We start from the raw sequence: 20,096 nt of genomic DNA on the forward strand, positions 1-20,096 counted from the left end.
TTCAGGCGGCCCCGCGCTGCTTCACGCGCGGCAGGCGCCAGCCGATGACGGTGGCTTCGACCGCAATGCCGGCTTCGTGGTTCTGCCAGCGTCCTTCGACATAGTGGCAGGCGAACGGCAGTTGGTACGTCCCGCTGTGGTCCTCGCACAGCACCTCGACCGCAAGGCCCGGCGGCGGCTCTCCGGCGCCGTCGAATTCCGCCAGACGTCTGTCACGCGTTGCCATTCCAAAAATCTCCCCTAAACAAAACCGCGGAAAGAGCGCCCACTTCTTCCGCCTGCGGATCATCGTTCCCCGTCCGAGGGAACGGTCGCAAGCTCAACGCGAGAATGCGGTACGAGTGTGGTAGCCTCACCCGGCTGCGCCCAAACAGCGCACATTGCCGTGATCGATCGGACGAGGAACCCCGCATGCTGCTTCGAAATGCCGGCATTTGTTTCGCGATATTGTTGCTCGCGCCACTGGCGGATGCGCCGGCTCACGCGCAGGACGTGCCCGGCATCGAGATATGCACGGTCGAGAAGACCATGGAGCGGCGCACCTCTTGCCTGCAGAGCAATGTCGACTTCCTGCAGAAGACCATCACCAAGCTCAACCTCGATCATCAGCAGAAGCTGGACGCGGCGGCTCGCCAGATCGACGCGCTGAAGACGACGGTCGCCGGTCTGCAGAAGGTGCTTGGCGATCTCCAGGCCGCGCAGGCGAAGATCGCCGAAGACCTGAAGAAGAAGCAGGACGCGCCGGCGCCCAAGGACGCTCCGAACAAGGACGCGCAAAAATAGCCGCGGCGATCACGCCACGCGATAGCGCTCCATCACCGCGCGATCGGGCTCATAGCCGAGCCCTGGTCCGGTCGGCACCGGGACGTGACCGGTGGCGTCGGCATCGGCGCGGCCGCCCCACAGGCAGGCCTCGCGCTTGAGGTAGAACAACTCGACCAGACCGTCCGGGCGCGTTGCCAGCAGGTGCAACGTCGCGAGCAGGCCCGGCCCGAAATAGGGTGAGTGCGGCACGATCTTGACACTGAGCTGATCGGCGAGCGCGGCAACCTTCAGGAATTCCGTGATGCCGCCGACCTTGATCACCGACGGCTGGGCGTGGCTCACTGCGCCCGCTGCCATCATCTGGCGGAATTGAAATTCGGTGCAGGCATTCTCGCCGGCGGCGATGTCGAGCCCGCCCTTGCTGCGCACCTCGGCGAGCGCGGAAAAATCTTCCGGCGGCCAGACCGGCTCCTCCAGAAACATCGGCCGCGCATCGCGGCAAGAGGTAGCGAACGCGATCGCCTGCCCGGTCGTCAGCGGACAGTTCATGTCGACCATCAGCGGAATGGCCGGCCCGATCGCCTCGCGCGCGGCGAACACCGCGGGCGCCGTGGTCTCGTGCAGCTTGATCGCGCCATAGCCGAGCGCGAGCGCCTTCCGGCATTCGCTGGCGATATTCTCGGGCGAGCCGATCCGCAGCAGGCTCGCATAGGCGGGAATGGCCGTGCGCCTGGTCTCGCCGAGCAAGCGATGCAGCGGGACGCCCTTCACCTTCGCCGCCAGATCCCACAGCGCGATGTCGAGCCCGGAGATCGCGAACATGGTGATGCCGTAGCGGCCGAACAGATGCAGATTGCGCTGGATCTGCTCCATCGCGGCGGGAATGTCGGCCGCATCCGGCACCTTCAGCCCGCGCGCTTGCGGCGCGATCATCTCCTCGACCGCGCTGCGCGTGGTGCGCGGACAGACGTAAGCGAAAGCATCGCCCCAGCCGGTCAGTCCGGCATCGGTCGACACCTCGACCAGCACCATGTCGAGCGCGGAGATCGCGGACGCGCCCTGGCGAAAGCTGGCGACACCGGCGTCATAGGGGATGCGGATATGGTGCGCCCGCACGTCGGTGATTTCCATGGCGCGGTTCCTCCGGGCTTTCTGGTGAGCGGTTCAGCGGAGTGTAGCCACGAACGCCGGCTCGTTGCCAGTGGCGGTTCAGGCGCGGTCATGTCGCGGCGCCGAAGGAATGCGGCGCAACGCTGGCATACCGTCCCGCTTGCTTGGCAAGCCTCGGTGACTTTGTCATAACCTCAGGCAAATCTTGCGTGTGGGGCCGAGCCGGATATCCCGTGCAAGTCATAACAAGCAGCCGGGAGGGTCTCACATGTCTGACGTCCGCGTTCTCGCCACCGACCTCGAATTTCCCGAAGGGCCGGTCGTGATGCCGGACGGCTCGGTGGTGCTGGTGGAAATCCGCGGCCAGCGCCTGACCCGTGTCTATCCCGACGGCCGCAAGGAGATCGTCGCGAAAATTCCAGGCGGCCCGAACGGCGCGGCCCTCGGCCCCGACGGCAAGATCTACATCTGCAACAATGGCGGCTTCTCCTGGATCCCGACCCGCAACATGATCATGCCGGGCCCGCAGCCCGACGATTATCTCGGCGGCTCGATCCAGCGCGTCGATCTGCAGACCGGAAAAGTCGAGACCGTCGTCACGAAGTGCGGCGAGCACGATCTGCGCGGGCCGAACGACCTCGTGTTCGACAAGCAGGGCGGCCTGTGGTTCTCCGATCTCGGCAAGCGCCGCGCGCGCGAGATGGACGTCGGCGGCATGTACTATCTCAAGCCCGGCATGACCGAGCTCGTCGAGATCGTGCACGGCATCTTGCCGGCGAACGGCATCGGCCTCTCGCCGGATGAAAATACCGTCTACATCGCGGAGACGCCGACGGGCCGGCTCTGGGCCTACGAGCTCTCCGCGCCGGGCACGCTGAAGCCGCGCGACGTGATCTACCGCGGCGAGCGGGGCAAGCCGATCTGCGGCCTCGGCGGCTACCAGATGTTCGACTCGCTCGCGGTGGAGGCGAACGGCAATGTTTGCGTCGCCACCCTCGTTTCGGGCTGCATCTCCGTGATCGCACCCGACGGCACGCTGGTGGAGCAGGTCCCGACCGGCGACCGCGTCACCACCAACATCGCCTTCGGCGGCCCCGGGCTGAAGACCGCCTACATCACGCTGTCGGGCAAGGGCGAGCTGGTCGCCATGGACTGGCCCCGCGGCGGTTTGCCGTTGAATTTTTTGAACAAGTGAATGTAAAGATGTGCCGATACATTCCGCTGTCATTCCGGGATGCGTGCGCAAGCACGCAGGCCCGGAATCCATTGGGCCGCAGAGTTTGTGGTTGAATGGATTCCGGGCTCGCGACTTCGTCGCGCCCCGGAATGACGGAAGTTATTATGGAGCGAACAATGCCCTGGCCTGATCCCACCACCCTGCGCGGACAGCATGCCCGTCTGGAGCCGCTGTCGAAAGAGCACCGCGAGGGGCTGGTAGAGGCCGTGAAGGACGGCGATCTCTACACGATCTGGTACACGGCGATCCCGACGCCGGATAACGTCGCCAAGGAGATCGACCGTCGCCTTGGCCTGCAGGCCTCGGGCTCGATGCTGCCCTTCACCGTGTTCGATGCCGCCGGCAAGATCGTCGGGCAGACCACCTACATGAACATCGACGCCGCCAACCGCCGCGTCGAGATCGGCTCGACCTGGTACGGCAAGAGCGCGCAGCGCGGCCCGCTCAACACCCAGTGCAAGCTCCTGCTGCTCGCCCACGCCTTCGAGACGCTGAACTGCATCGCGGTCGAATTCCGCACGCATTTCTTCAATCATCAGAGCCGCCGCGCCATCGAGCGCCTCGGCGCCAAGCAGGACGGCATCCTGCGCAGCCATCAGGTCGCGCCGAACGGCACGCTGCGCGACACCGTCGTGTACAGCATCACCGCGGCCGAATGGCCGACGGTGAAGGCACATCTGAACTACCAGCTCAACGAAAAGCCGCGCTAGAGGCGGCCGAGGCATCATGGATAGATTTGATTATGTGATCATCGGCGCGGGCTCGGCCGGTTGCATCCTCACCTCCAGGCTCAGCGAAGATCCCAACACCAGCGTTTGTGTGCTGGAGGCAGGGCCGTCCGACTGGCATCCCTACATCCATCTGCCGGCGGGTTTCATCAAGACCTTCCACATGAAGAGCATCAACTGGGCCTACCAGCAGGAGCCCGGTCCCTACACCGGCGGCCGCAGCATCTACGCGCCGCGCGGCAAGACGCTCGGCGGTTCGTCTTCCATCAATGGCCACATCTACAATCGCGGCCAGCGCATGGACTTCGATACCTGGGCGCAGATGGGCAATCGCGGCTGGGGCTATGCTGACGTGCTGCCGTACTTCAAGCGGCTCGAAAAGCGGGTCGGCGAGGGCGACAGCACCTTCCGCGGGCGCGACGGCAAGCTCACCGTCACCACGATGGACTGGCGCGATCCACTCTGCGAAGCCTTCATGGAAGGCGCGGTCTCGCTCGGCATTCCGCGTAACCCCGATTACAACGGCGCTGTTCAAGAGGGCGTCTCCTACTGCCAGCGCACCATCGACAAGGGCCTGCGCGTCTCCGGCTCGACCGCGTTCCTCAAGCCCGCGATGAAGCGGCCGAACGTGCATGTCCACACGCACACGCACGCGACCGAGATCATCTTCGAGGGCAAGCACGCCGTCGGCGTCCGCTACATGAAGGGTGGCCCTCGCGGCACGCCGGTGGAGGTGCGCGCCAACAAGGAAGTGATCCTCTCCGGCGGCACCTATAATTCGCCGCAGCTTCTGCAGCTCTCCGGCATCGGCTCGCCCGATCTGCTGCAGCAGCACGGCATCGCCGTGCGTCACGCGCTGCCGGTCGGCGAGGGCCTGCAGGACCATTACGCGCCGCGCACCGTGGCGCGGGTCAAGGACATCAAGACCATCAACGAGCTCCGCCGCGGCCTCTCGCTGTGGATCGAGGCGCTGAAATGGGCGACCCAGCGCAAGGGCCTGCTCTCGCTGTCGCCGACCATGGTCTATTGCTTCTGGCATTCCGGCGAGAGCGCGGACTCGTCCGACCTGCAGCTCACCTTCACGCCGGCGTCCTACAAGGAAGGCGTGCAGGGCCAGCTCGAGGACGAGCCCGGCATGACGGTCGCGTCCTGGCAGCAACGGCCGGAGAGCCGCGGCTACGTCCGCATCCGCTCCTCTGATCCGTTCGCGCCGCCGATCATCCAGACCAACTATCTCGGCGCCGAACTCGATCGCCGCGTCGTCGTCGGCGGCATGAAGCTCGCGCGGCGCCTTCTGAAGAGCGCGCCGCTCTCGCCCTATTACGCCTACGAGGATTTCCCCGGCCCCAACATCAACACCGACGACGAATTTTTGCACGCCGCCACCGAGCGCGGCACCACCACCTTCCATCCCGGCTGCACCTGCCGCATGGGCCCGGCGGATAGTTCGTGGGCGGTGGTCGACGACCAACTCCGCGTCCATGGCCTCGAAGGCCTCCGCGTCATCGACGCCTCGGTGATGCCGCGCATGATCTCGGCGAACTTGAATGCGTCCACGATGATGATCGCCGACCGTGCCTCGGATCTCATCCGCGGCAAGGCCCCGATGGAAGCCGCACGCATCCCGGACGCGGCGGTGGCGTGAGGATGCGTAGGGTGTTAGCGAGCGGCCGCGCGGAGCGTGGCCGCTGGCGTAACCCACCGCTTCCGTCGACGCGGAGACAAACAGCGGCGGATTACGCCTTCGGCTAATCCGCCCTACGAGCTGAAGACGTCGTGGTCTTGAGCGCAGAGCAAAATCGTCCTCTCACGCGCCCTCTCGCTTGCTCCGTCATTGCGAGGAGCCCTTGCGACGAAGCAATCCAGACTGCCACCGCGGAGGAAGTCTGGATTGCTTCGCTGCGCTCGCAATGACGGGAGGGGAGAGTGGCGCGCCATACTGCACTCTCGTGCCCCGGACGCAGCGCAGCGCTCCTTCAGCGGTGCGCTGCAGAGCCGGGGCCCATGTCTTAGCCTTGTGCCGTGTCTCGTTGTGGGTCCCGGCTCTGCGCAGCAGCGTTGCACGCTGCAGCGCGTCCGGGACACGGCTCGCCTCACACTTCCCGTCGGCTCAAAAACGCCAGCCGCTCGAACAGATGCACGTCCTGCTCGTTCTTGAGCAGCGCGCCGTGCAGCGGCGGGATCAGTTTGCGCGGGTCGCGTTCGCGCAGCTGCTCGACGCTCATGTCCTCGTTGAGCAGCAGCTTGAGCCAGTCCAGCAGCTCCGAGGTCGACGGCTTCTTCTTCAGCCCGGGCACCTCGCGCACCTCGAAGAAGATGCGTAGCGCCTCTTCCACCAGGCGCTTCTTGATGCCGGGGAAGTGGACGTCGACGATCTGGCCCATCGTGTCCGCGTCGGGGAACTTGATGTAGTGGAAGAAGCAGCGGCGCAGGAAGGCGTCCGGCAGCTCCTTCTCGTTGTTGGAGGTGATCATCATGATCGGGCGCTGCTTGGCCTTGATCGTCTCGCCGGTCTCGTAGACATGGAATTCCATGCGGTCGAGCTCGAGCAGCAGATCGTTCGGAAACTCGATGTCGGCCTTGTCGATCTCGTCGATCAGCAGCACCGGGCGCTGCTCGGCGGCAAAGGCCTCCCACAGCTTGCCGCGCTTGATGTAGTTCTTGATGTCGGAGACGCGCGCATCGCCGAGCTGGCTGTCGCGCAGGCGCGACACCGCGTCGTATTCGTACAGGCCCTGCTGCGCCTTGGTGGTGGACTTGATGTGCCAGGTCAGCAGTGGCGCGTTCAGCGCCTTCGCCACTTCCTCCGCCAGCACCGTCTTGCCGGTGCCGGGCTCGCCCTTGATGAGCAGCGGGCGCTCGAGCACGATCGAGGCGTTCACGGCGACCTTGAGATCGTCGGTCGCAACATAGTCCTTGGTGCCGGTAAATTTCATTGCGTTTCCTTGGCGTGTCCTTGGGTCATCGTCGCGCGAGGTGCGGCTCCGGTCGCGACAAGCGAACGGCCGCGCATGGCGGCCGTTCCAGGTTCGGTCAGGCTTTCAGACCCGTTTTATCAGCGAAAGGATGACCAGCACAATCACCGCGCCGATGGTGGCGTCGACGATGGCGCCGAAGGTGCCGGTGGCGAGCCCGATATGGAGCTGCGGCAGAACCCAGCTCGCAACCAGCGCGCCGATGATGCCGACGACGATGTTGCCGATCAGTCCAAATCCCGCCCCGTGGACAATCTTGCCCGCGAGCCAGCCCGCGATCGCGCCAATGATGAGCGCTGCGACAATTCCCATTGCATACGTCCCCAAAACAACCCCTGAGGGCGCCAATTCTAGAGCAAAAAGCTTCCCGGTCCAGCGTTCAGCGGCAGTCTCCGCCCCTTGACGTTCGCCCCCCGACGGGCAATCTGTCAGCCATGTTCCTGCAATTCTTCACTTCTCTGCGCGACGCGCAGGTCCCCGTGACGCTGCGCGAATACCTCACGCTGGTGGAGGCGCTCGACGCCGACCTTGCGGACTATTCGGTCGAGAATTTCTACTATCTGTCGCGCACCGCGCTGGTGAAGGACGAGCGCAACCTCGACAAGTTCGACCGCGTCTTCGGCTCGGTGTTCAAGGGGCTGGAAAACCTGCTCGACGCCATGGAGAAGGCGGAGATCCCCGAGGAGTGGTTGAAGAAGCTCGCCGAGAAGTACCTGACCGAGGAAGAGAAGAAGCAAATCGAGGCCATGGGCTGGGACAAGCTCATGGAGACCTTGAAGAAGCGCCTCGAGGAGCAGAAGGGCCGGCACCAGGGCGGCTCGAAATGGATCGGCACCGCCGGCACCTCGCCGTTCGGCGCCCACGGCTACAATCCCGAAGGCGTGCGCATCGGCCAGGAGAAGAACCGCAACAACCGCGCCGTCAAGGTGTGGGACAAGCGCGAGTTCAAAGACCTCGACGGCAATGTCGAGCTCGGCATCCGCAACATCAAGGTGGCGCTGCGCCGCCTGCGCAAATTCGCGCGCACCGGCGCGCCCGACGAGCTCGATCTCGACACCACGATCCGCGAGACCGCCAATCACGGCTATCTCGACGTGCACATGCGTCCCGAGCGGCGCAATGCGGTGAAGCTCTTGGTGTTCTTCGACATCGGCGGCTCCATGGACGCGCATATCGAGCAGGTCGAGGAGCTGTTCTCGGCGGCGAAGAGCGAGTTCAAGCACATGGAGTATTTCTACTTCCACAACTGCCTCTATGAAGGCGTGTGGAAGCAGAACAAGCGCCGCTTCACCGACCGCACGCCGACCTGGGACGTGCTGCACAAATATCCGCACGACTACAAGATCGTGTTCGTCGGCGACGCCTCGATGTCGCCTTACGAGATCATGGTGCCCGGCGGCTCGGTCGAGCACGTCAACGAGGAGCCGGGCTCGATCTGGCTCGACCGCATCATCCGCACCTATCCGCACGCGGTGTGGCTGAACCCGGTCGCGCAGAAGCACTGGGACTATTCGGAATCGACCACGATCATCAAACGCATTTTCGCCAACCGCATGTACCCGATCACCATCGAGGGGCTGGAAGGTGCGATGAAGGAATTGACGCACTAGCTCCTGTTGTCATTCCGGGGCGCGCTTAGCGCGAACCCGGAATCCATCGGGCCGCAGCGCATGTAGAGGAATGGATTCCGGGTGCGCGCGACGCGCGCCCCGGATGACAAGAGGGAGAACCCAATGCCCCAGAACATCACCCGCGGCATCAAGGCGCTGATCGACGAGGCCAATGCCGAGATCGAGACGCTCAACGCCAAGGACGCCATCGAGATCTCCAAGAACGGCGACGTCGTCATCGTCGACATCCGCGATCCCCGCGAGATCGAGCGCGACGGCCGCATCCCCGGCGCGTTCGCTTGCACGCGCGGCATGCTGGAGTTCTGGATCGATCCGCAGAGCCCCTACGCCAAGCCGATCTTCCAGGAAGACAAGAAGTTCGTCTTCCACTGCGCCGGCGGCCTGCGCTCCGCACTCGCCGCCAAGACCGCGCAGGACATGGGCCTGAAGCCCGTCGCCCACATCGCCGGCGGCTACGCCGCCTGGCGCGATGCCGGCGGCGCGACAGAGAAGTGGGAGCCGAAGAAGAAGTAATCGCTCCCGTCATCCCGGGGCGCGCGAAGCGCGAGCCCGGGATCCATTCATCCTCTGACTCTGTCGCACGATGGATTCCGGGCTCGCCCTCCGGGCGCCCCGGAATGACAAAGGAAACCCCCATGACTACCGACCCCCTCGTCTCCACCGAATGGCTCGCCGCCCATTTCAACGACGCCAACGTCAAGCTCCTCGACGCCAGCTTCAAGCTCCCTGGCGTGCTGCCGCTGCCGAAGGACGATTATCTCGCCGCGCATCTGCCGGGCGCCGCGTTCTTCGACGTCGATGCGGTGTCGGACCATTCCAACCCGCTGCCGCACATGTATCCGAGCGCCGAGCAGTTCGGCCGTGACATCGGCAATCTCGGCGTCTCCAACGCCGACACCGTCGTGCTCTACGATACCGGCGGCTGGGTCGCCGCGCCCCGCGCATGGTGGATGTTCCTGGCGTTCGGCCACGGCAATGTGCGCATCCTCAATGGCGGGCTGAAGAAGTGGCGTGCCGAGGGGCGCCCCGTGGAAAGTGGCGAGGTAAAGCCGAAGCCGGCGACCTTCAAGGCGAGCTTCGATGCGAAGCGCGTGCGCAGCATGCAGCAGCTGGTCGCCAATGTCGAAAGCAGGAAGGAGCAGGTGATCGACGCCCGCGCCGCCGACCGCTTCGAAGGCCGCGCGCCCGAGCCGCGCGCCGGCATCCGCTCCGGTCACATCCCCGGCGCCCGCAACGTGCCTTACAATCAGCTGTTCGACGCCGCGACCGGCGAGATGAAGCCGCTCGACGATCTCCGCGCCGCCTTCACCGGTGCCGGCGTCAAGCTCGATGCGCCGATCGTGACGAGCTGCGGCTCGGGCGTGTCGGCCGGCGTGCTGACGCTCGCGCTGTATCGCCTCGGGATTACCGACACCGCGCTCTATGACGGCTCGTGGTCGGAATGGGGCCAGGAAAAAGGCCCGGCCATCGCGACCGGGCCGGCGTAACGACCTGCGAAGGTCCACTTCCTCGCCCCGCAACTCCCGCGGCGTCATGGCCGGGCTTGACCCGGCCATCCACGTCTTCAAGCGCGGCACGAAGATTGTGGATGCCCGGGACAAGCCCGGGCATGACGGGTTTCCGAGCGCTGAGGCACGTCACCGCGTGCGCGTGGTCGTGGTCGCAAAACTCTGCTGCCCGAACGGATCGAGCTGCTGCTGCAATTGCTGAGGCGGCGGACGCCGCACCACGCGATGCCGCTTCTTGGCCTTCGCCTTGCGCTTGGTCGCCTTGTCGTCGGCCTTGCTGTCGACCTTGGCCTTCGCCGGCGCATCCTTGACGGTCGTCGTCGCCGGCGCGTTCAGCGCGGCCAGCTTGGCCGAGGCGATCTCGAGCGCCGCGGAGGCGAGGGCCGGATCAGCAGGCGCAGGCTCGGTGGCGGCTACGACAGCGGCGGGCTTTGCGTCAGGCTTGGTGTCGGGAAGCGACGCCGTGGTGTCGGCCGACGTGAGCGTATCGGCGGGCGACGGTGCGGTGGCCTCCGTTGCCGCCTCGACCTTGGCCGGCTCGTCGGCCAAAGCTTCGACCGGAGGCGTGGCGGCTTGCGGCTGAACCATCTCGGTGGTCAGCGCGGCGACCTGCTCGGGCTCGGTTGCGGGCAGCCCGATGGTCGGCACCTGGTCGCGCAATGACGGCTCGGGCTCGGGCGTCACCTCCGGCTCCGCGCGGAGGACCGCGAGCACCGGCGGGGCAGGCTCGGAGACTTGCGCGAACCGCTGCTCCTGCGGGCCGTTCCGCCAGGAGGGGTTGTTGGCATACTGCTCATGGCTCGCTCGCAGCAGCGCGGCGGCGCCCAGGCCGAATACCAGGAGGGAGGTTGACAGCAGGATCGCGGCAAACAGGAAGCGAAAGCCGGGAAGCATCGAGGGATTACGAATTTCCGCCCCGGCGGCGTGGAGTGCCAGGGCCCATGAGCCATCTGAACGCGGTGACGGTACTGTTGGCCGCGTTCGCCACGCGGAGATCGGAGCTCAAATTGGCGGCGAATCAGGCTAATTCGAACATACCGCATCGATTCCGGCCCGTTCCCTTAATTTCGGGGCCGATGTGTCGGGCAATCCGCGGCACGATGCGATTTCCGGTCCGTGATGCAACGGGGCAACGGTAGTCTTGCGGGTCACAAATCGGCAATTCCGGCGCAAATATGCCTGATATGTCTTGAATGTGCCGCTATCTTCGGCCATCTGGCCGTTAACGGTCCTGATGGGCCCGGGGACTATACAAGAGCGATGATGATCAAACATTTTCTGACGATATGCGCTGCCGCAACAGTCGCTGCGGCGGGAAGCTCGCTCGCGCAGGCTCAGAGCTATCCGATCCAGCAGGCACCGAGCTACGGCGCCCCGGCCGAATACCGGCCCGGCGACCGCGCGCCGAATTTCGACGCGCTGGAGGATGACGACGACGCGATGCCGCACACGTCGCTGCCGCCGCCAGGTCCGGCCGACGATCCGCGCTATGGCCGCCCCGTTGGCGCACCCCCGGTCTACTCGGCGGCGCCGCCGCAGGGTCCGGTGATGTCGCCTGATGATCCGCGCTATGGCCGCCCTGTTGGCGCTCCCCCGGTGTACTCGGCCGCGCCGCCGCAGGGCCCGGTGATGTCGCCCGACGATCCCCGCTACGGCCGCCCCGCCGGTCCGCCGCAGATCATCTATGCTGATCGCCCGGGCCAGCAGGCCCCGACCAATGACGGCATGCGACCGCCGGAAGCCGTCGGCGGTCCTGCCGCGACCGGAACGGTTCAGGCCGGCCAGCCGCCCGTCGGCTCCGATGGCCGCCCGGTGACGCTGGCCGCGCTGCCGCCCGAGGAGCAGCCCGATGCTGCACCCGTGCAGTTGCCGCCGAACCTGCGCCGCCAGGAGGTCTCGTTCCAGACCAAGGAGCCGGCCGGCACGCTCGTGGTCGATACGCCCAACACCTATCTCTATTACGTGCTCGGCGGCGGCCGTGCGATCCGCTACGGCGTCCGCGTCGGCCGCGACGGCTTCACCTGGACCGGCGTGCAGAAGATCACCCGCAAGGCCGAGTGGCCGGATTGGCATCCGCCGACCGAGATGATCGAGCGCCAGCCCTATCTGCCGCGCTTCATGGCCGGCGGCCCCGGCAATCCGCTCGGCGCGCGCGCGATGTATCTCGGCTCGACCGTGTACCGCATCCACGGCACCAACCAGCCCTCGACGATCGGCAAGTTCGTCTCCTCCGGCTGTATCGGCATGCTGAACGAGGACGTCTCGGACCTGTTCGACCGCGTCAAGGTCGGCACCCGCGTGGTGGTGATGCCCGGTGGCCCGCCGCCCGGTACGGCGACCGCCTCCGCCGCGCCGGCGCCCGGTCCTGCCGCTGGCCCGGCTCCGATGGCCGCCCAGGCTGGCCCGGTCCCGGGCACCCAGCCGACCGTGGTGCCGCCGCTGCCCGCGCCGGTCACCGTGCGCTAAGCGCGCCGCGAGACTTCAGATTGCAAAAGGGCGTGCCGTCGGCACGCCCTTTTCGTTTCAGGCCATGTTGTCGTTTCAGGCCATCTTGCGCGGCAGCTCGCCGCCTTTGGTGAAAGCATCGATCGCCTCGACCATCTGGCCGTAATGGATGCCGAGACCATCCCTGGTGGCGTAGCCGAGATGCGGCGTCAGCACGAGGTTGTCGAGCTTGCGGAAGGGATGGTCGACCGGCAGCGGCTCGACCGCGAACACGTCGATGCCGGCGCCCGCGATCTTGCGCTGCTGCAAGGCCTCGAGCAGCGCCTGTTCGTCCACGATTGGCCCGCGCGCGGTGTTGACGAGGAACGCCGTCGGCTTCATCCGCGCCAGATCTTCGCGGCCGACGAGGCCGCGCGAGCGCTCGCTGAGTACCACATGGATGGTGACGATGTCGGCCTTGGCGAACAGCTCCTCCTTGGTGGCGTAGCCGACGCCGGCGGCCGCGCACTTTTCCGGCGTCAGGTTCGGGCTCCAGGCGATCACGTTCATGCCGAAGGCCTTGCCGATACCGGCCATCTTGCTGCCGAGCTTGCCGAGCCCGAGAACCCCGAGCGTCATGCCCTCGATCTCGACGCCGGCAAAACTCTGCCAGGGCTCGCCGGCATGCATGCGCGCATTCTCGCGGCCGATGCCGCGGGTCAGCTCCAGGATCAGGCCCATGGTCAGCGGCGCGGTCGGGTCACGCGAATATTGCGTGCCGCCGATGGCGACGCCCTTGGCCTTGGCGGCCTCGATGTCGATCGCGGCATTGCGCATGCCTGACGTCAGCAGCAGCTTCAGCTTCGGCAGGCGCTCGAACAGGCTTTTGGGGAACGCGGTGCGCTCGCGCATCGCGCAGATGATCTCGAAATCGGCGAGCGCGCCGGCCGCTTCCTGCTCGGAGGCGAAGGGATGGCTGAACACGGTGACGTCGACGCGGTCGGACAGCTTCTGCCAGTCGGCGACGTCGAGGGCGAGATTGAAATAGTCGTCGAGAATTGCGCAGCGCAGCCGGCTCATCAGCGTTCATCCAGGGCCAGAGTTGGTGGCGAGAGGGACGGCGCTGGGCAGGGGCGCCATCGTCGGAACCGGGCCATGGTTGCGCGTAATCAGGACGGCGCGCAAGCCGCTTGCGTCTTCAAAAATCCGACAGGAGGAGGTGCTTCAGAGGTCGCGGGGCTTGAGGCGGAACGGCGCATCCATGCCGTGCTTGGCGCGCCAGGCGGGGCCGGGGCCGCGCATGTAGTGCAGCTCGGGCCGGTAGGGGTTGAAGGCCGTGGCGAAGAAGCGCTTCCAGAAGCCTTTGATCTCCGCGGCGAAGCCGGAGACGTGGCCGGCTGCTGCCGGAACAGGAAGGGAATGGGTCTCGATCAGAGCCATGACGCTGTCTCGCTGTGCTCCCGTTCGTTCTGAGCGGGTGGCGCTGTTTCCGCGCGAAACCGAGCATTCGGCCTGATTGATTAAAAGATGGTTTCAATTGTCCGGATCGGTGGCCGGATGGTGTCCGTCCCGTATTCATCCGTGGTGAACGGACGGAAAACGTTGCCCTTTGGGGGCGGGATCGCTACATCGGCGGCAAAGCAAATTTCCTCAAATCGAAGGTTTTCGGGACCGATGGCGCGCCAGTTCATCTATTTCATGCAGGGCCTGACCAAGAGCTACCCGACCCGCAAGGTGCTCGATAACATCCATCTGTCGTTCTACCCGGACGCCAAGATCGGCGTGCTCGGCGTCAATGGCTCGGGCAAGTCGACGCTGCTCAAGATCATGGCCGGCCTCGACAAGGAGTACAACGGCGAGGCCTGGGTCGCGCAGGGCGCCCGCGTCGGCTATCTCGAGCAGGAGCCGCATCTCGATCCGGCGCTCAGCGTGCGCGAGAACGTGATGCTGGGCGTCGCCAAGCAGAAGGCCATCCTGGATCGCTACAACGAGCTGGCGATGAACTACTCCGAGGAGACCGCCGACGAGATGACCAAGCTGCAGGACGAGATCGAGGCCCAGGGCCTCTGGGATCTCGACAGCAAGGTCGACCAGGCCATGGACGCACTGCGCTGCCCGCCCGACGATGCCGACGTCACGAAGCTCTCCGGCGGCGAGCGCCGCCGCGTCGCGCTGTGCAAGCTGCTGCTCGACCAGCCCGAACTGCTGCTGCTGGACGAACCGACCAACCACCTCGACGCCGAGTCGGTGTCGTGGCTCGAAGGCCATCTGCGCAACTATCCCGGCGCGATCCTGATCGTCACCCACGATCGCTATTTCCTCGACAACGTCACGAGCTGGATTCTCGAGCTCGATCGCGGCAAGGGCATTCCCTACGAGGGCAACTATTCGTCCTGGCTGGTGCAGAAGCAGAAGCGCCTCGAGCAGGAAGGTCGCGAGGACGCCGCGCATCAGAAGACGATCGCCCGCGAGCAGGAATGGGTCGCGTCCTCGCCGAAGGCGCGCCAGGCCAAGTCGAAGGCGCGCTACCAGCGCTACGAGGATCTGCTCAAGCAGGCGAGCGAGAAGCAGACCCAGACCGCGCAGATCATCATCCCCGTCGCCGAGCGGCTCGGTGCCAACGTGGTCGATTTCGAAGGCCTCAGCAAAGGCTATGGCGATCGCCTCTTGATCGACGATCTCACCTTCAAGCTGCCGCCGGGCGGCATCGTCGGCGTGATCGGTGCCAACGGCGCCGGCAAGACCACGCTGTTCAAGATGATCACCAAGCAGGAGACGCCGGACAAGGGCACCATCACGGTCGGCGAGACCGTGCATCTCGGCTATGTCGACCAGTCGCGCGATGCGCTGGACGGCAACAAGAACGTCTGGGAGGAGATCTCCGGCGGCAACGAGCTGATCCTGCTCGGCAAGAAGGAAGTGAACTCGCGCGGCTATTGCTCGTCGTTCAACTTCAAGGGCGCCGACCAGCAGAAGAAGGTCGGCGCGCTCTCCGGCGGTGAGCGCAACCGCGTGCACCTCGCCAAGATGCTCAAGTCCGGCGCCAACGTGCTGCTGCTCGACGAACCGACCAACGACCTCGACGTCGATACGTTGCGCGCTCTCGAAGAGGCGCTGGAGGATTTCGCCGGCTGCGCCGTCATCATCAGCCATGACCGCTGGTTTCTCGACCGCATCGCGACCCACATCCTGGCCTTCGAAGGCGACAGCCACGTCGAATGGTTCGAAGGCAACTTCCAGGATTACGAGAAGGACAAGATGCGCCGGCTCGGCCAGGACAGCATCATTCCGCATCGCGTGAAGTACAAGAAGCTGACGCGGTGACGGCGACATGATGCGGCGGGCGCTCATTGCTGCGGTGATCCTCGTCACCTGCGGCTGGTCGTCCGCCCGCGCCGCCGATGCCGCCTTCACGCAGTTCATCGCCTCGCTCTGGCCGGAGGTGCAGGCCGAAGGCGTCTCGCGCAAGATTTTCGACGAGCAGACGCGCGGGCTCGAGCCGGATTACAAGCTGCCGGACCTGATCCTGCCCGGGCGTCCCGCGACCGGCGCGCCGTCGCAGGCCGAGTTCGTGCAGGTGCCTGCCGATTACGTCAGGGAAGCCTCGATCGCGCGGCTGGCGGGCGAGGGACAGCGACTGCTGCAGAAATATCGTGGCCCGCTCGGCGAGATCGAAAAGAAGTCCGGCGTGCCCGCGACCGTGATGCTCGCGATCTGGGGCCGCGAGACCGATTACGGCCGCTACACGCTGCCTTATGATCTGGTTCGCGTGCTGGCGACGCAGGCCTATGTCGGCCGCCGCAAGGACCAGTACCGCACCGAGTTCATCCTTGCGCTGAAAATCCTGGGCGAGGGCGTGGTGACGCGCAAGGACATGCGTTCGTCCTGGGCCGGCGCCACCGGGCTCACCCAATTCCTCCCCTCCGAATATTACAAGCACGGCGTCGACTTCGACGGCGACGGTCGCATCGACATCTGGCATTCCGTGCCCGATGCACTGGCTTCGGCCGCGCAGCAGCTCGTCAATAAGGGCTGGCAGAGCGGCGTGCGCTGGGCTTACGAGGTGCAGGCGCCGGCAAAGGTCGATTGCACCAGTGGCGTGCCTGAAGTGACCAAGCCGATCGGCCAGTGGCTGCGCGAGGGCTTCGTGCCGGTGCGTGGGCAAAAGCTCGGCGCCGCCGAGCAGACGCAGCCGGCCTCGCTGCTGCAGCCGGAGGGCATCTACGGCCCGTCATTCCTGACCACGAAGAACTACTTCGTCATCAAGGAATACAATTTCTCCGACCTCTACGTGCTGTTCGTCGGTCATCTCGCCGACCGCATGACCAGCCCGCTGCCATTCTCAACGCCATGGGCGGCCTCGAAGCAGCTGCGCACCAAGGACGTCGAGACCATGCAGCGCGGGCTGACGCGCGCCGGGCTCTACAAGGACAAGATCGACGGCAAGGCCGGCATGCAGACGCGCGCCGCGCTCGGCGCCTATCAGAAGTCGGCGGGCCTCAAGGTCGATTGCTGGCCGAGCGAAGAGGTGCTGCGCGCGATCCAGGCGGCGCGCTAGCGCGCGAGCTTACGAAAAGCGAGCAAAGAAAAAGCCCGGCCGATGGTTTCGGCCGGGCTTCGATCGCGGCGCTCAAGAGCGCCATGCGATCAGATCAGTAGCAAACGCGAACCGGGCGAACGACCCAGCCGTAACCGTCCCAATAACGCTGGCGCTGCCAGTAGCAGGGCGCGGGCGGCGGGGGCTCGGCAACGTAGACGGGGCCGCCATAAGCGGGACGGCTCGACGCAATCGCGCCGCCGACGATGGCGCCGCCGATCAGGCCGGCCGCGAGGCCGGCGCCGAGGCCGTCATGGGCCTTCGCGGACGGCGTGGCAGTCACCAGCGAACCGGCGACCGTCGCGACCGTGAGGGCGGCAACAATAGTCTTCTTCATGCTCTTGGCTCTCCTGGGAGATGGGTTCCTCTTGTTAGAGGCGCCCGGGTTTTAAAGGTTCACGAACACGCTGATGGAATTGGCCTTGCAGCTAGGAAGCGCGCAATTGGTCAACCCATGGTAAACGCACACGGAGCTGTGACGAGAAAAAGCGGTCTTTTTCGGGCCCCGAGATGAACGGCGCGTCCGTAGTGAACCGGTCCAGCTCAAGCTGTCGCGGTGAACCGGTTCGAGGCGCCTCAGCCGCAGACTCGAACGCGGCGGATGCGCCAGCCATAGCCGTCCCAGAAGCGCTGCTTCTGCCAGACGCAGCCGCCACCGTAATAGCCGTCAGCGACGTAGCCCGGCGCCGGCGCGTAGTAGCGGGGCGGGTAATAGCCGGGTTCGTAATAGCCCGGGCCGGGTCCGTAATAATACGGAGAGGCCAGCGCGCCGCCGACGATGGCGCCGCCGATGATTCCCGCCGCCACGCCTGCCGCGACGCCGCGCTGCGCATGGGCCGGGGATCCGGCCGCAACGGCCAGGGCGGCGACGGCGGTGACCGTCAGGAGCAACTTCTTCATGGGCTGACCTTTCGTAAACACGCGGGAACCTTTGGGGGCAGAGTTCCATACTTCGCTTGAATGATCAATGAACGGCACCTTTGCCGGGCGCGACCAATTCATAGGACGGCGGCTTCCAGGGGAGACGATGATGAGTAGCGCGATGATCAATGCATTGATTGCTGCCGGGGTCGTCTCTGCGATCGGCTATGGCTGGTTCACCCACCTCCAGAACCGCAGCCGGCGCTCGCGTGCAGGGGCCGGCGGCGACGGCGGAAGCAGCAGCAGCAGCGACGCCGACAGCGGGAGCAGCGACGGCTTCTCGCTGGGGAGCTGGTTTTCAAGCGACAGCTCGGGCAGCTCGAGCGACGGCGGCAGTTGCTCCAGCAGCGATAGCGGCAGCAGTGGCGGCGATTGCGGAGGCGGCGGCGGCGACGGTGGGGGCGGCGGCGGAGATTAGATCCCCTCAAATCTTGATCCAGCGCAACGCTGAAATTTAGGGCCGTTCTAGGCTGCTTTCGGGCCAGTTTGGAATAGCTTCAAATACCGGTTTTTCCTTTTGCATCCGGCCGGCCCGTTGAATATCGCTGATGACGCATCACCGAAGGGCCTGCCGCTTCCATGATCGTTTGTTCCTGTAACGTGCTGAGCGACGACGACATCCGCACCGCCGTCGTCGAGTCCGACGACACCGTGCGCCATGCCAAGCAGGTCTATGGATGCCTCGGCTGCAGCGCCGAATGCGGCCGCTGCGCGCGGACGATCAAGACCATCATCGATGAAACCCTTGGCCCCTGCGCCCAGTCCTGCTGCGCCGGCTGCCCGCACAGCCACACCGTGGCCGCCAATGACGAGACGGCCGCGCCCGCCCAATTCGCCCTCGCGGCCTGCTGATAATTTCCCGCCCGTCTGGCTGAGCTTTTCCCCGGCTGCGTCTCCGTAGCCAGTTGCCCTCATTCGTAAACTGACTTAGAAGCGTTCTAAACTCGGTTGGGGCCGATTTGGACTGCAAGAGCTGGAGTGAACCATGCAGGGCGACGCAAAAGTTATCGACTATCTCAACAAGTCACTGCGTCACGAGCTGACTGCGATCAACCAGTACTGGCTGCACTACCGCTTCCTCGACAATTGGGGCCTCCTCGACATGGCCAAGGTCTGGCGCAAGGAGTCCATCGAGGAGATGGAGCACGCCGACAAGCTCACCGCGCGCATCCTGTTCCTGGACGGCTTTCCGAACATGCAGGTGCTCGATCCCTTGCGCATCGGCCAGAACGTCAAGGAGATCATCGAGTGCGATCTCGCGGCCGAGATGAGCGCGCGTGCGCTGTACCAGGAAGCGGCGACCTACTGCCACGGCGTCAAGGACTACGTCACGCGTGACCTGTTCGAGAAGTTGATGAGCGACGAGGAGCACCACATCGACTTCCTCGAAACCCAGCTCGACCTGATCGGCCGCATCGGCCTCGAGCTCTACACCCAGAAGCACGTCGGCGGGCTCGAGGGCGAAGGGCACTAAGCCCTGGCGTCGCGACGGACGTCGTCGCCGCATACTCGATGGCGACGAGCGCAAGCGCTCGCGCCGAGGTCCCGGATCTTCGCTTCGCTCGTCCGGGACGACACCATCATTGCTGTCCCACCTACAATTGCGTCTTGTAGATTTCTTCCACGCTCTCCTGGCTCGCCGGCTCGCCAAGGCCGGTCTGGTCGTGGATGACTGTGACGATGCTCGGCATCACCGAGCGCTGCACCTTTTCCGACGACCATAGTTGCGAGCGCATCAGCGCCTTGCCGCAGTGGAAATAAACCTCGCTGACGTCAAGGTTCAGCACGGCGCGCGGCGGCTTGCCGAACTCGACCATGGACGCCAGCAGATCCGGATCGGCCGACAGCGTGCCACGGCCGCCGACGCGTAGCGTCTCGTCGATCCCCGGGACGAAGAACAACATCTGCACGAAGCCCGAGCCTTCGACGACGTTGCGAAAACTGTCGATCCGGTTGTTGCCGGAGCGGTCGGGCATCAAGAGCTGGTTGGGACCGGCGACGTGGACGAAGCCGATGCCGCCACCGCGCGGCGAGGCATCGACGCTGCCGTCCGCGCCCGACGTCGCGAGCACGCAGAACGGCGACATCTCGATGAACTTCTTCGCATGCGCGTCGATCGCGGGCCGCGCTTTCGCGATCACGCGCGGGCTCGGCTTGGCATAGATGGCGGCGAGGTCGTCGGCGCAAAGATCGGTCACGA

General features: G+C 65.4%; 23 protein-coding genes. 13 read left to right on the forward strand and 10 right to left on the reverse strand.

Going from position 1 to position 20,096, the window contains the following annotated elements; translation table 11 throughout:
• Position 1: 1 nt before the first annotated feature.
• Positions 2-226, reverse strand: coding sequence for a hypothetical protein (locus tag QRQ56_RS28745; protein ID WP_438744551.1), 225 nt, complete (start codon positions 224-226; stop codon positions 2-4).
• A gap of 185 nt (positions 227-411) precedes the next feature.
• Here QRQ56_RS28745 and QRQ56_RS28750 point away from each other — a divergent pair, with 185 nt between their 5' ends.
• On the forward strand, positions 412-783 hold the full coding sequence (locus QRQ56_RS28750; RefSeq protein WP_438744552.1) for a hypothetical protein: 372 nt from the start codon (positions 412-414) through the stop codon (positions 781-783).
• Between the two features lie 9 nt (positions 784-792).
• Here QRQ56_RS28750 and QRQ56_RS28755 read toward each other — a convergent pair whose 3' ends face one another.
• Complete coding sequence (locus QRQ56_RS28755) at positions 793-1,896, reverse strand: mandelate racemase/muconate lactonizing enzyme family protein (RefSeq protein ID WP_438744553.1); 1,104 nt, start codon at positions 1,894-1,896, stop codon at positions 793-795.
• Between the two features lie 247 nt (positions 1,897-2,143).
• Between QRQ56_RS28755 and QRQ56_RS28760 the strand changes: the two genes are divergently transcribed.
• The 3 genes from QRQ56_RS28760 (at position 2,144) to QRQ56_RS28770 (ending at position 5,485) form a co-directional block, all read left to right on the forward strand.
• Positions 2,144-3,070: an SMP-30/gluconolactonase/LRE family protein gene (locus QRQ56_RS28760; protein ID WP_438744554.1), complete on the forward strand. Its 927-nt coding sequence runs from the start codon at positions 2,144-2,146 to the stop codon at positions 3,068-3,070.
• Positions 3,071-3,228: 158 nt separating this feature from the next.
• A complete protein-coding gene (locus QRQ56_RS28765) occupies positions 3,229-3,822 on the forward strand; it encodes a GNAT family N-acetyltransferase (protein WP_438744555.1) in 594 nt (197 codons plus the stop codon).
• 16 nt (positions 3,823-3,838) lie between these two features.
• Positions 3,839-5,485, forward strand: coding sequence for a GMC family oxidoreductase (locus QRQ56_RS28770; RefSeq protein WP_438744556.1), 1,647 nt, complete (start codon positions 3,839-3,841; stop codon positions 5,483-5,485).
• A 448-nt stretch (positions 5,486-5,933) separates the two neighbouring features.
• On the opposite strand, the gene QRQ56_RS28775 is transcribed toward QRQ56_RS28770, so the two are convergent.
• Both QRQ56_RS28775 and QRQ56_RS28780 read right to left on the reverse strand, forming a co-directional pair.
• Positions 5,934-6,776, reverse strand: coding sequence for an AAA family ATPase (locus QRQ56_RS28775; protein WP_438744557.1), 843 nt, complete (start codon positions 6,774-6,776; stop codon positions 5,934-5,936).
• Between the two features lie 105 nt (positions 6,777-6,881).
• Positions 6,882-7,127, reverse strand: coding sequence for a GlsB/YeaQ/YmgE family stress response membrane protein (locus QRQ56_RS28780; RefSeq protein WP_142248934.1), 246 nt, complete (start codon positions 7,125-7,127; stop codon positions 6,882-6,884).
• 122 nt (positions 7,128-7,249) lie between these two features.
• Between QRQ56_RS28780 and QRQ56_RS28785 the strand changes: the two genes are divergently transcribed.
• The 3 genes from QRQ56_RS28785 to sseA all read left to right on the forward strand — a co-directional run bounded on the left by QRQ56_RS28785 (position 7,250) and on the right by sseA (position 9,933).
• Complete coding sequence (locus tag QRQ56_RS28785) at positions 7,250-8,425, forward strand: vWA domain-containing protein (RefSeq protein ID WP_438744558.1); 1,176 nt, start codon at positions 7,250-7,252, stop codon at positions 8,423-8,425.
• Between the two features lie 123 nt (positions 8,426-8,548).
• The gene (locus QRQ56_RS28790; RefSeq protein ID WP_438744559.1) at positions 8,549-8,959 is read left to right on the forward strand and encodes a rhodanese-like domain-containing protein; all 411 of its coding nucleotides are present in this window, start codon (positions 8,549-8,551) and stop codon (positions 8,957-8,959) included.
• Between the two features lie 122 nt (positions 8,960-9,081).
• Complete coding sequence (gene sseA, locus QRQ56_RS28795; protein WP_438744560.1) at positions 9,082-9,933, forward strand: 3-mercaptopyruvate sulfurtransferase; 852 nt, start codon at positions 9,082-9,084, stop codon at positions 9,931-9,933.
• Positions 9,934-10,083: 150 nt separating this feature from the next.
• On the opposite strand, the gene QRQ56_RS28800 is transcribed toward sseA, so the two are convergent.
• Positions 10,084-10,848: a hypothetical protein gene (locus QRQ56_RS28800; protein ID WP_438744561.1), complete on the reverse strand. Its 765-nt coding sequence runs from the start codon at positions 10,846-10,848 to the stop codon at positions 10,084-10,086.
• A 369-nt stretch (positions 10,849-11,217) separates the two neighbouring features.
• Between QRQ56_RS28800 and QRQ56_RS28805 the strand changes: the two genes are divergently transcribed.
• The gene (locus tag QRQ56_RS28805) at positions 11,218-12,420 is read left to right on the forward strand and encodes a L,D-transpeptidase family protein (protein ID WP_438744612.1); all 1,203 of its coding nucleotides are present in this window, start codon (positions 11,218-11,220) and stop codon (positions 12,418-12,420) included.
• Between the two features lie 75 nt (positions 12,421-12,495).
• On the opposite strand, the gene QRQ56_RS28810 is transcribed toward QRQ56_RS28805, so the two are convergent.
• Together QRQ56_RS28810 and QRQ56_RS28815 are read right to left on the reverse strand one after the other, a co-directional pair.
• A complete protein-coding gene (locus tag QRQ56_RS28810; RefSeq protein WP_438744562.1) occupies positions 12,496-13,458 on the reverse strand; it encodes a D-2-hydroxyacid dehydrogenase family protein in 963 nt (320 codons plus the stop codon).
• A 144-nt stretch (positions 13,459-13,602) separates the two neighbouring features.
• Complete coding sequence (locus QRQ56_RS28815; protein ID WP_438744563.1) at positions 13,603-13,818, reverse strand: hypothetical protein; 216 nt, start codon at positions 13,816-13,818, stop codon at positions 13,603-13,605.
• A 234-nt stretch (positions 13,819-14,052) separates the two neighbouring features.
• On the opposite strand from QRQ56_RS28815, the gene ettA reads away from it, so the two are divergent.
• Both ettA and QRQ56_RS28825 read left to right on the forward strand, forming a co-directional pair.
• Positions 14,053-15,702 carry an energy-dependent translational throttle protein EttA gene (gene ettA / locus QRQ56_RS28820; RefSeq protein WP_438744564.1) on the forward strand — a complete coding sequence of 550 codons (1,650 nt, stop codon included), beginning with the start codon at positions 14,053-14,055 and terminating at the stop codon, positions 15,700-15,702.
• A 7-nt stretch (positions 15,703-15,709) separates the two neighbouring features.
• Positions 15,710-16,936 (forward strand): lytic murein transglycosylase, encoded by a 1,227-nt coding sequence (locus QRQ56_RS28825; RefSeq protein WP_438744565.1) that lies wholly within the window; start codon positions 15,710-15,712, stop codon positions 16,934-16,936.
• 94 nt (positions 16,937-17,030) lie between these two features.
• On the opposite strand, the gene QRQ56_RS28830 is transcribed toward QRQ56_RS28825, so the two are convergent.
• Together QRQ56_RS28830 and QRQ56_RS28835 are read right to left on the reverse strand one after the other, a co-directional pair.
• Positions 17,031-17,312, reverse strand: a complete 282-nt coding sequence (locus QRQ56_RS28830; RefSeq protein WP_438744566.1) for a hypothetical protein — start codon at positions 17,310-17,312, stop codon at positions 17,031-17,033.
• Between the two features lie 239 nt (positions 17,313-17,551).
• Entirely contained in the window at positions 17,552-17,875 is a 324-nt protein-coding gene (locus tag QRQ56_RS28835) for a hypothetical protein (RefSeq protein WP_438744567.1), read from the reverse strand.
• Between the two features lie 127 nt (positions 17,876-18,002).
• Between QRQ56_RS28835 and QRQ56_RS28840 the strand changes: the two genes are divergently transcribed.
• The 3 genes from QRQ56_RS28840 to bfr all read left to right on the forward strand — a co-directional run bounded on the left by QRQ56_RS28840 (position 18,003) and on the right by bfr (position 19,370).
• Positions 18,003-18,314: a hypothetical protein gene (locus QRQ56_RS28840; RefSeq protein WP_438744613.1), complete on the forward strand. Its 312-nt coding sequence runs from the start codon at positions 18,003-18,005 to the stop codon at positions 18,312-18,314.
• A gap of 161 nt (positions 18,315-18,475) precedes the next feature.
• Positions 18,476-18,748, forward strand: coding sequence for a (2Fe-2S)-binding protein (locus QRQ56_RS28845; RefSeq protein ID WP_438744568.1), 273 nt, complete (start codon positions 18,476-18,478; stop codon positions 18,746-18,748).
• 133 nt (positions 18,749-18,881) lie between these two features.
• A complete protein-coding gene (gene bfr, locus QRQ56_RS28850; RefSeq protein ID WP_027529403.1) occupies positions 18,882-19,370 on the forward strand; it encodes a bacterioferritin in 489 nt (162 codons plus the stop codon).
• A 121-nt stretch (positions 19,371-19,491) separates the two neighbouring features.
• On the opposite strand, the gene QRQ56_RS28855 is transcribed toward bfr, so the two are convergent.
• Complete coding sequence (locus tag QRQ56_RS28855; protein ID WP_438744569.1) at positions 19,492-20,094, reverse strand: MSMEG_1061 family FMN-dependent PPOX-type flavoprotein; 603 nt, start codon at positions 20,092-20,094, stop codon at positions 19,492-19,494.
• Positions 20,095-20,096: the final 2 nt, after the last annotated feature.

This window comes from Bradyrhizobium sp. U531, assembly GCF_051710265.1.
GTDB lineage: Bacteria > Pseudomonadota > Alphaproteobacteria > Rhizobiales > Xanthobacteraceae > Bradyrhizobium.

What these genes read in the sequence shown, in the direction of transcription:
- QRQ56_RS28760 (WP_438744554.1), top strand. Translation starts at nt 2,144, where the DNA reads ATGTCTGACGTCCGCGTTCTCGCCACCGACCTCGAATTTCCCGAAGGG.
- QRQ56_RS28800 (WP_438744561.1), bottom strand. Translation starts at nt 10,848, where the DNA reads ATGCTTCCCGGCTTTCGCTTCCTGTTTGCCGCGATCCTGCTGTCAACC.
- QRQ56_RS28785 (WP_438744558.1), top strand. Translation starts at nt 7,250, where the DNA reads ATGTTCCTGCAATTCTTCACTTCTCTGCGCGACGCGCAGGTCCCCGTG.
- QRQ56_RS28780 (WP_142248934.1), bottom strand. Translation starts at nt 7,127, where the DNA reads ATGGGAATTGTCGCAGCGCTCATCATTGGCGCGATCGCGGGCTGGCTC.
- sseA (WP_438744560.1), top strand. Translation starts at nt 9,082, where the DNA reads ATGACTACCGACCCCCTCGTCTCCACCGAATGGCTCGCCGCCCATTTC.
- bfr (WP_027529403.1), top strand. Translation starts at nt 18,882, where the DNA reads ATGCAGGGCGACGCAAAAGTTATCGACTATCTCAACAAGTCACTGCGT.
- QRQ56_RS28825 (WP_438744565.1), top strand. Translation starts at nt 15,710, where the DNA reads ATGATGCGGCGGGCGCTCATTGCTGCGGTGATCCTCGTCACCTGCGGC.
- QRQ56_RS28745 (WP_438744551.1), bottom strand. Translation starts at nt 226, where the DNA reads ATGGCAACGCGTGACAGACGTCTGGCGGAATTCGACGGCGCCGGAGAG.
- QRQ56_RS28765 (WP_438744555.1), top strand. Translation starts at nt 3,229, where the DNA reads ATGCCCTGGCCTGATCCCACCACCCTGCGCGGACAGCATGCCCGTCTG.
- QRQ56_RS28840 (WP_438744613.1), top strand. Translation starts at nt 18,003, where the DNA reads ATGATGAGTAGCGCGATGATCAATGCATTGATTGCTGCCGGGGTCGTC.
- QRQ56_RS28815 (WP_438744563.1), bottom strand. Translation starts at nt 13,818, where the DNA reads ATGGCTCTGATCGAGACCCATTCCCTTCCTGTTCCGGCAGCAGCCGGC.
- QRQ56_RS28805 (WP_438744612.1), top strand. Translation starts at nt 11,218, where the DNA reads ATGATCAAACATTTTCTGACGATATGCGCTGCCGCAACAGTCGCTGCG.
- QRQ56_RS28755 (WP_438744553.1), bottom strand. Translation starts at nt 1,896, where the DNA reads ATGGAAATCACCGACGTGCGGGCGCACCATATCCGCATCCCCTATGAC.
- QRQ56_RS28830 (WP_438744566.1), bottom strand. Translation starts at nt 17,312, where the DNA reads ATGAAGAAGACTATTGTTGCCGCCCTCACGGTCGCGACGGTCGCCGGT.
- ettA (WP_438744564.1), top strand. Translation starts at nt 14,053, where the DNA reads ATGGCGCGCCAGTTCATCTATTTCATGCAGGGCCTGACCAAGAGCTAC.
- QRQ56_RS28790 (WP_438744559.1), top strand. Translation starts at nt 8,549, where the DNA reads ATGCCCCAGAACATCACCCGCGGCATCAAGGCGCTGATCGACGAGGCC.
- QRQ56_RS28835 (WP_438744567.1), bottom strand. Translation starts at nt 17,875, where the DNA reads ATGAAGAAGTTGCTCCTGACGGTCACCGCCGTCGCCGCCCTGGCCGTT.
- QRQ56_RS28810 (WP_438744562.1), bottom strand. Translation starts at nt 13,458, where the DNA reads ATGAGCCGGCTGCGCTGCGCAATTCTCGACGACTATTTCAATCTCGCC.
- QRQ56_RS28750 (WP_438744552.1), top strand. Translation starts at nt 412, where the DNA reads ATGCTGCTTCGAAATGCCGGCATTTGTTTCGCGATATTGTTGCTCGCG.
- QRQ56_RS28770 (WP_438744556.1), top strand. Translation starts at nt 3,839, where the DNA reads ATGGATAGATTTGATTATGTGATCATCGGCGCGGGCTCGGCCGGTTGC.
- QRQ56_RS28845 (WP_438744568.1), top strand. Translation starts at nt 18,476, where the DNA reads ATGATCGTTTGTTCCTGTAACGTGCTGAGCGACGACGACATCCGCACC.
- QRQ56_RS28775 (WP_438744557.1), bottom strand. Translation starts at nt 6,776, where the DNA reads ATGAAATTTACCGGCACCAAGGACTATGTTGCGACCGACGATCTCAAG.